At 72.0% G+C, this 6,698-nt stretch carries 4 protein-coding genes; 1 reads left to right on the top strand and 3 read right to left on the bottom strand.

Translation table 11 applies throughout. From position 1 onward, the window contains the following. Positions 1-417 precede the first annotated feature (417 nt). The 3 genes from ACZ4VL_RS39745 to ACZ4VL_RS39755 all read right to left on the bottom strand — a co-directional run bounded on the left by ACZ4VL_RS39745 (position 418) and on the right by ACZ4VL_RS39755 (position 5,176). Positions 418-609, bottom strand: coding sequence for a hypothetical protein (locus ACZ4VL_RS39745; protein WP_468210646.1), 192 nt, complete (start codon positions 607-609; stop codon positions 418-420). A 128-nt stretch (positions 610-737) separates the two neighbouring features. Next, positions 738-2,660, bottom strand: coding sequence for an MFS transporter (locus ACZ4VL_RS39750; RefSeq protein ID WP_468210649.1), 1,923 nt, complete (start codon positions 2,658-2,660; stop codon positions 738-740). 116 nt (positions 2,661-2,776) lie between these two features. Further along, positions 2,777-5,176, bottom strand: coding sequence for a D-alanyl-D-alanine carboxypeptidase family protein (locus ACZ4VL_RS39755; RefSeq protein ID WP_468210652.1), 2,400 nt, complete (start codon positions 5,174-5,176; stop codon positions 2,777-2,779). Between the two features lie 533 nt (positions 5,177-5,709). Here ACZ4VL_RS39755 and ACZ4VL_RS39760 point away from each other — a divergent pair. Next, positions 5,710-6,447, top strand: a complete 738-nt coding sequence (locus ACZ4VL_RS39760) for a GOLPH3/VPS74 family protein (RefSeq protein ID WP_468210655.1) — start codon at positions 5,710-5,712, stop codon at positions 6,445-6,447. The last annotated feature ends 251 nt before the right edge of the window (positions 6,448-6,698 follow it).

Below are 6,698 nucleotides of genomic sequence, written 5' to 3' on the forward strand. Positions count from 1 at the left end.
GCCGCCCCACCCGACGAGATCGCCTTGACCTGCGCGTCCAGCTCCACCAGATCACCCGTGAAGACCGGCACCTCCGCCGGATCGACGGGTGCGTTGTCGCTCATCGCCGGCCCCCCTGCCGCCGCTCGGCCCCGGACCACCCCGTCATCAACGTCCCGCTCCCCCGTCGAACCCGATTTCCCTGCGCCAGCAGCCCGTTCAGCCGGTGTCGGCGACCGCTGTCGTCACACTCCACTCGAACGGTTCAGACCCTCAGTTCACTCGAAAGTATGTCTACTTCTATCAACCTACGTCGCAGCTGCAACACCCAACACGCAAGTCGCACCTGCCACATGACGCGCCGGCAGACACCCCCGAGGCACACGAAAGCCCTCCCGGTCAGGGCCGGGAGGGCTGGTCGCGGCGGATCGCGACGGGTCAGCTCAGGCCTTTGCTGCGTTCGCCGATGCGGTCGCCCTGCGGAGTGCCGGCCCGCTTGAGGCTGGCCTTCGTGTGCAGACCGCCCTTCACCTTGCTGGGCACCGGCCCGTCGAACCCGTGCCCCATGGACCGCGGCGCCCGGCCCGGCTCCGCCGTTTCGAGAATCCGCTTCTGGCGCTCGTTGCTCATCCCGGCGTCAACTCCCTCGGGAAGCATCCAATCGGTCTATTTACAGGTTATGGGGATCGTACGCACATATGCCACGGGTCGCACCCGGGCGGGACCGCCCTACCAGGCGGTAGCCGCCCGCGCCCCGGTCAGCGGCCCGCGGGGGCCGGCCCCTGCGCCGGCCCGGGCACCGTCTGCAACAGCTCCTCCGGGCAGGGCGTGCCCCGCGGCAGCTGGTACTTCCCCGCCACCCGGTACTCCCCCGGCGCCGGGGCCAGCAGCTCGGTCCACACGTCCCCGAACTCGTCCGGATCCGCCTTGAACAGGCAGCCGGCGGTGTTCGCGTACTCCTTCGGCAGCGCACCCGCACCACCGCTCCCGCCGCCGCCCCGGGCCCGCGACGCGAACGTCTCCTGCGGCGGCGGCAGGGCCTTGCCAGCGGAATCCACCAGCCCCAGCCACGGCGAGTGCGGGATCCGCACCAGGACCCGCCCCGGGGCCTTCACATCGACGACCAGCTGGTCGGCACCGGCCCGGACCACCGTGGCCGGCCCCGACACCAGGTCCGTCGGCCGGTCGACCTTGAACAGCTGCCAGTTCGGGTCGCCCCACACCAACTGCAGGTACGGCAGCCCCTCGCGCAGCAGCTTCGCCTCCGCCTCGCCGCCCGAGTCGGGTTTGTCGGCGGGCAGCACCACGTAGTGCACGGCCCAGCGCTCCAGCCAGGCCCGGTAGCTCTCGGCGGTGAGGGTGTCGTCGTAGAAGAGCGGGTTCCGCTCCAGGTCGGCCTGCCGGTTCCAGCCGCGCGCCAGGTTCACGTACGCCGGGAAGGCCGAGGATTCGCGGTGGCTGCTGGCCGGGACCACCTCGACCCGGCCGCGGTCGGCGCCGGCCCTGCGGAGCTGGTCGACCAGCGGGGCGAGCTCCCGGTTCCAGGCGGCCACCGGGGTGGTGCGGACGATGTCGGTGATGCTGTTCGAGGTGATCCACACGGTGACGCCGGTGAACGCGGCCGCCACCGCGTACCAGTGCCGCGAGCGCCGCGCCGAGTACGGCAGCGCCGCCAGCAGCACGGCCCCGCCGAACAGCATGACCATCCGCGTGACGTTCGACCCGACCTGCGAGTCGATCACCCAGGTCAGGAACACGCCGAGGAGGTAGACCGCCGAGGCGAGCCGGACCGTCTTCCACCGCTTCGGTACGAGGAGCAGGACCGCCAGCGCGCTGAGGAACGGCGGCGCGGCCGAGCCCAGCTTCATCGGCTGCGTCCCGGAGAACGGGAACAGCCACGCCGACAGCCCGACGACCGCCGCCGGGGCCAGCCCCAGGGCGTACGCCCCCGGCCGCCGCCGGCTCAGGAACAGCGCGGCCGCGACCACCCCGAGGAACAGTCCCGCGACGGGGCTGGCGGCGGTCGCGAGCCCGGCCAGCGGGGCCGCCACCGCGGCCTTGGCCCAGCGCCGCCGGGCCCAGCTGCGGGGCCAGCAGAACACCGCGGCGACGGCGCCCAGCGCGAACATCGCACCGAGCCCGAAGGTGACCCGGCCGGAGAGGGCGTTGCAGAACAGCCCGTACACCCCGGCCAGGGCCGGCCACAGCGGCTGGCGCACGGCCCCGCGGCAGCGGGTCAGGATCAGCGCGAGCAGCCCGGCCGAGACCGTGCCGGCGATCATCATCGTGGTCCGGACACCGAGCATGTACATCACGTACGGCGAGACCACGCTGTACGAGACGGGGTGCATGCCCCCGTACCAGGCCAGGTTGTACGCCGAGTCCGGATGGCGGCCCACGAACTCGGCCCACGCGTCCTGGGCGGCGAGGTCGCCGCCGCTGTTGGCGAAGACGTAGAACCACACGACGTGCAGGACGGCGGCGACGACCGTGGCGACGGCCACCGGATGCCGCCGGGCCCACTCCAGCGGCCCGCCGCGCCCACCGGGCCCATCGGACCCGCCGGGGGCATCGGAAGCGACGGCAGGGGCGGGAGCGACGGCAGGGGCCGCAGGGGCTTCGGCGGGGCCGTCGACGGCCTCCGATCCGCTGCGGCCGCCCTGCTGCTCTGCGGTGGTCACTGCTCTGCCATTCGTTCGTTCCGTCCCGTCGCGGTTCCGGTTCCGGGTCCTAGACGCGCACCGGCGCCCCGGGGTTGCCCGGGGCGCCGGTCACAGGTCACCGGTGTCGGCGGTGATCAGCCGATACGGGTCAGTTTGCTGCCGATGCTCGGCGCGGCCAGGTCGCTCTTCAGCGCCACCGGCACCTTCACCTGGCTGGCCCCCTCGCCGACGGTCAGCATGCCGACCTCGGTGCCCGCCGTGGCGGTCTGCGGGAGCTTGCCGTCGCCGCCGCTCAGCTTGAGCTTGACGGTGAGCGAGGGCCAGCCGACCGCCTGCACGTCCGCGGTGGCCACGACCGGGGTCCGGCCGCCGAGCCCGTCGTCCACGTACCCGACGACGTCGCCCTTCTTCACGACGGCGGCGTTGGTCAGCGACTTCTGCGTGGCCACCATGAGGTTCTTGCTGTGGTTGATGGCGGTGCCGAGGATCGGCGTGCCGTACTGGGCGAGGACCGCGCCGACGATCAGCTGGTTGGTGTTGCCGACCTTCTTCTCCGCGGCGAAGAGCAGATTGCCGCCCGCCTTGGTGGTGGAGCCGGTCTTGATGCCGAGCGCGCCGTTGCCCGGTGCGATGAGGTCGTTCCAGTTGCGCCACCACTTGCCGTACTGGTCCGTGAAGCCGTTCAGCCTGGTGATGGCGATGAGCTCCGGCATCTCGACGACCTTCAGGCCGAGCTTGACCTGGTCCTCGGCGGTGCTGACCGTGGTCGCCTCCAGACCCGAGGGGTCCGTGTACGTCGTGTTGGTCATGCCGAGTTCCTTGGCGGCGTCGTTCATCTTCTTGACGAACGCCTCCTGGTCGCCGCCGCTGTCCCAGCGGGCGAGCAGCCGCGCGACGTTGTTCGCCGACGGGAGCATGAGCCCGGCGAGGGCGTCGTACTGGGAGAGCTTGTCGCCCTCCTTGAGGTTGTTGATCGTCGACTCGTTCTCGACGTCCTTCTTGCCCTCCTCCACCACGGTCTTGTCGATGTCGATCATCTGACCCTTTTCACCCTTCTTCATCGGGTGGTTCTTCAGGATCACGTAGGCCGTCATCGTCTTGGCGACGCTGCCGATGGGAACGGGCTTCTGCTCGCCGAAGCTGCCGACGGTGCCGAGGCCGGACGCCGCCATGAACGCCTGACCCTCCTTGGGCCAGGGCATGGCGGGGGCGGCACCGTCGAAGGTGAACGTCTCCTTCGCGGTCATCTTGAGCTGCGGCTCGGGCAGCGGGCGCACCAGCTGCACGACGGCCAGGATGACCAGGAGCAGGGCGGCGATCGGCGTGTAGATCTTCAGCCGCCGGACGAACGTCCGCAGCGGGGTCGGCGGCGGAGGCGGGTTGTTCGTGAGCTCCGCGAGCAGGTCGAGCGGCGGCCGCGGCGGCAGCGGCTGCTGCGTGGTCCGCTCGGTCCGCTCGGGAACCGCGGTCGAGGCGCCGGCCGCGGCCGACCCCGGAGCCGGGGTCGAGGCCGGGGTCCGGGGCGGGGTCGCGGTACGGGCCTGAGCCGGCTCGGCGGGCGCGGCAGCGGCCCCGGCGGGCTTCGGCGCCGCCGACCCGGAACCGGAGGCACCCCGCGGGGGCGCGTCGTCCGAGCGCAGCGGTACGAACGTGCTGGGCTTCCCCCCGGCGGCGGCCTTCGGCGGTACAGGCCGGGAGGCGCCGGGCGCACCGGCGGCGGGGCCGGCGGCCGGCGGCTTGACGGCACGGAAGACCGTGGTGCGCTCGCCGTCGGAGTCCTCCGCGGACGGCTTGGCGGGAGCGGCCGGGCCCGAACCCGCGGTGGGCTTGGGCGCACGGAACACGGCGGTGCGCTCGCTGTCGGAGTCACCCGCGGCAGCGGACGGCTTGGCCGACCCACCCTCGCCGGGCTTGGCGGGAGCCGAACCGGAGCCGGAGCCGGAACCCGGCCGCACGGCACGGAAGACGGCGGTGCGCTCGTCGCCGTCCGACGCCGCGCCCGCCCCGTCCTTCTCGTCCTTCTCGTCCGCCGCCGGCTTGCCGGGAGCGGCGGCACCGGTCTTGGCCCACGACGGAGCCCGGTCCGCGGACCCGTCGGCCGACGGCCGGTCACCCTGCCGGGCAGGCTCCTTGCCGGCAGCCGGCTTCACGGCACGGATGACGGCGGTGCGCTCGACGGTGAGCTCGCTGTCGAACTTCTCCTCGACCGGCTCGGCGGACGCCTCGTCGGCACCGACCGGCTCCGAATCGGAACCCGAACCGGAACGCGATCCGGAATCCCGTTCGGCGTCTACGTCTCCGTCGGCGTCGGCATCTGCCTCGTCATCCGCGGCCGCAGCCTTGGCCGAGTCCTTGACTGCACTCGCGGGCTTGGCCTCCCGGGCGTCCCCGCCGGACTTGCCGACCTCGGCGGCCCTGGCAACCTCGGCATCGGCATCGGCAGACGCGTCGTCACCCTGAACGTCGGTGGCGTCGTCGTCGGCGTCGGCAGCGACACCCTTGCCCGCACCCTCACCCTTGCTCTCGCCCCGCACAGAAGCAGAAGCGGAGGACGGGGAAGCGGAAGCGGAACCCGGGACTGCGTCCACCTTGGGCGCGCGGAACACCGCCGTACGCTCACTGTCGGCGGCCGCACCGGCACCGGAGTCCGCATCCGTGTCCGTATCCGTATCCGTATCCGCGTCGGACTCCACCCGACCGGAGGACCCGGATTCCGCCGCCTCACGAGCGGTGGAACCGTCGCTCGCGCCGTCGGCGTCTCCCTTGCCGGATTCGGGTTCCCGCGGACGGAACACCGACAGCCTCGGGTCACGTTCCGCGGAGGACCTCGCCACCCCCGGCGTTCCTTCATCAACCGACTTGTCGGGGGACTCGCCCGCCACCAGTTCCTCCTCGATCGCGCCGCGTCCGGCTGTCCGAATGTCTAACAGTGTCCCGCGTCGGGAGCATCGCTCACGTGCTAGACGAGAACGACATAGCGCTGGTTCCCCCACAAAGCGACCAGGCGCTCTCGACAGATGAATGTGAGAGGCGTCACCCTGTCACTCATCCACGCGGGGAGGCATGGATGGGCAGGAGCCGCAGAACAATTCCGGAGGAGCTTCTGCTGCTCGCCTTGGACCCGGCCACGGGTACCACGGCGCAGCCGCAGTCGCTCGACCTCGGCCTGGCCGGGGCACAGCTAGTGGAGCTGGCTCTGGCAGGACGGATAGCCCCTGACGGGGATCGTATCGCCGTGGTGATGCCACGGCCGACAGGAGATCCGACTCTGGACTCCGCACTGGAACTGCTGCGCAGGCGCGGCAGCCCGGTTCGGGCCGTCCACTGGATCGGCGGACCCCGGCTGGGGCTCCGCCAGGTGTACCTCGCTCACCTGGAGCGCTGCGGCATGGTCCATGCCGTCGCGGGCCAGATGTGCGGTGTGCTGCCGACGACTCGCTACCAGGCGACGGACACGGCCATCAGCCGGGAGATCCGTGCCCGGCTCGACAGCGCGATCCGCACCGGCGTTCCGCCGGACCCGCGGACCGCGGCGCTCGCCGCGCTGGCCCATGCGGTCGGACTCGGCAAGCACCTGTACCCCGGCAACGAGGGGCGGGCGTCGAGGTCCCGGCTGCGGGACCTGATCCGGCACGACCCGATGGGCGGTCTCGTGGCGCACGCCGTCATGGACGTCCAGAACGGCGTGGCCGCACAGCCGCGCCGGGAGCGCGCATCGGCGCCGCCTGCCGCCCGGGCCACGGCGAACGGCGTTCCGATGCAGGCACGCCGAGCGGGAGCGATGGCCCGCGCCGCCGCGCACTGACAGCAGTCCCACGCACAGCTGACGGCAGACCCACGCACCGCCGACGGCAGTCCCACGCACAAAAGATCCGCAGATCCACCCCAGGTCCCACAGCTCCACCGCATCGCCGTCCACAACGCGGGGGGGGGGGGGGGGGTTTCCCCCCCCCCCCCCCCCCCGAAACCGCCGTTTCCTCGCCTCCTCCCCACCGCACCCCCCCCCTCCGTGGGGAGGTTCTCACCCAAAAAAAAAAAGAAAAAAAAAAAAAAAAA

The organism is Streptomyces sp. NPDC029014 (genome assembly GCF_055564695.1).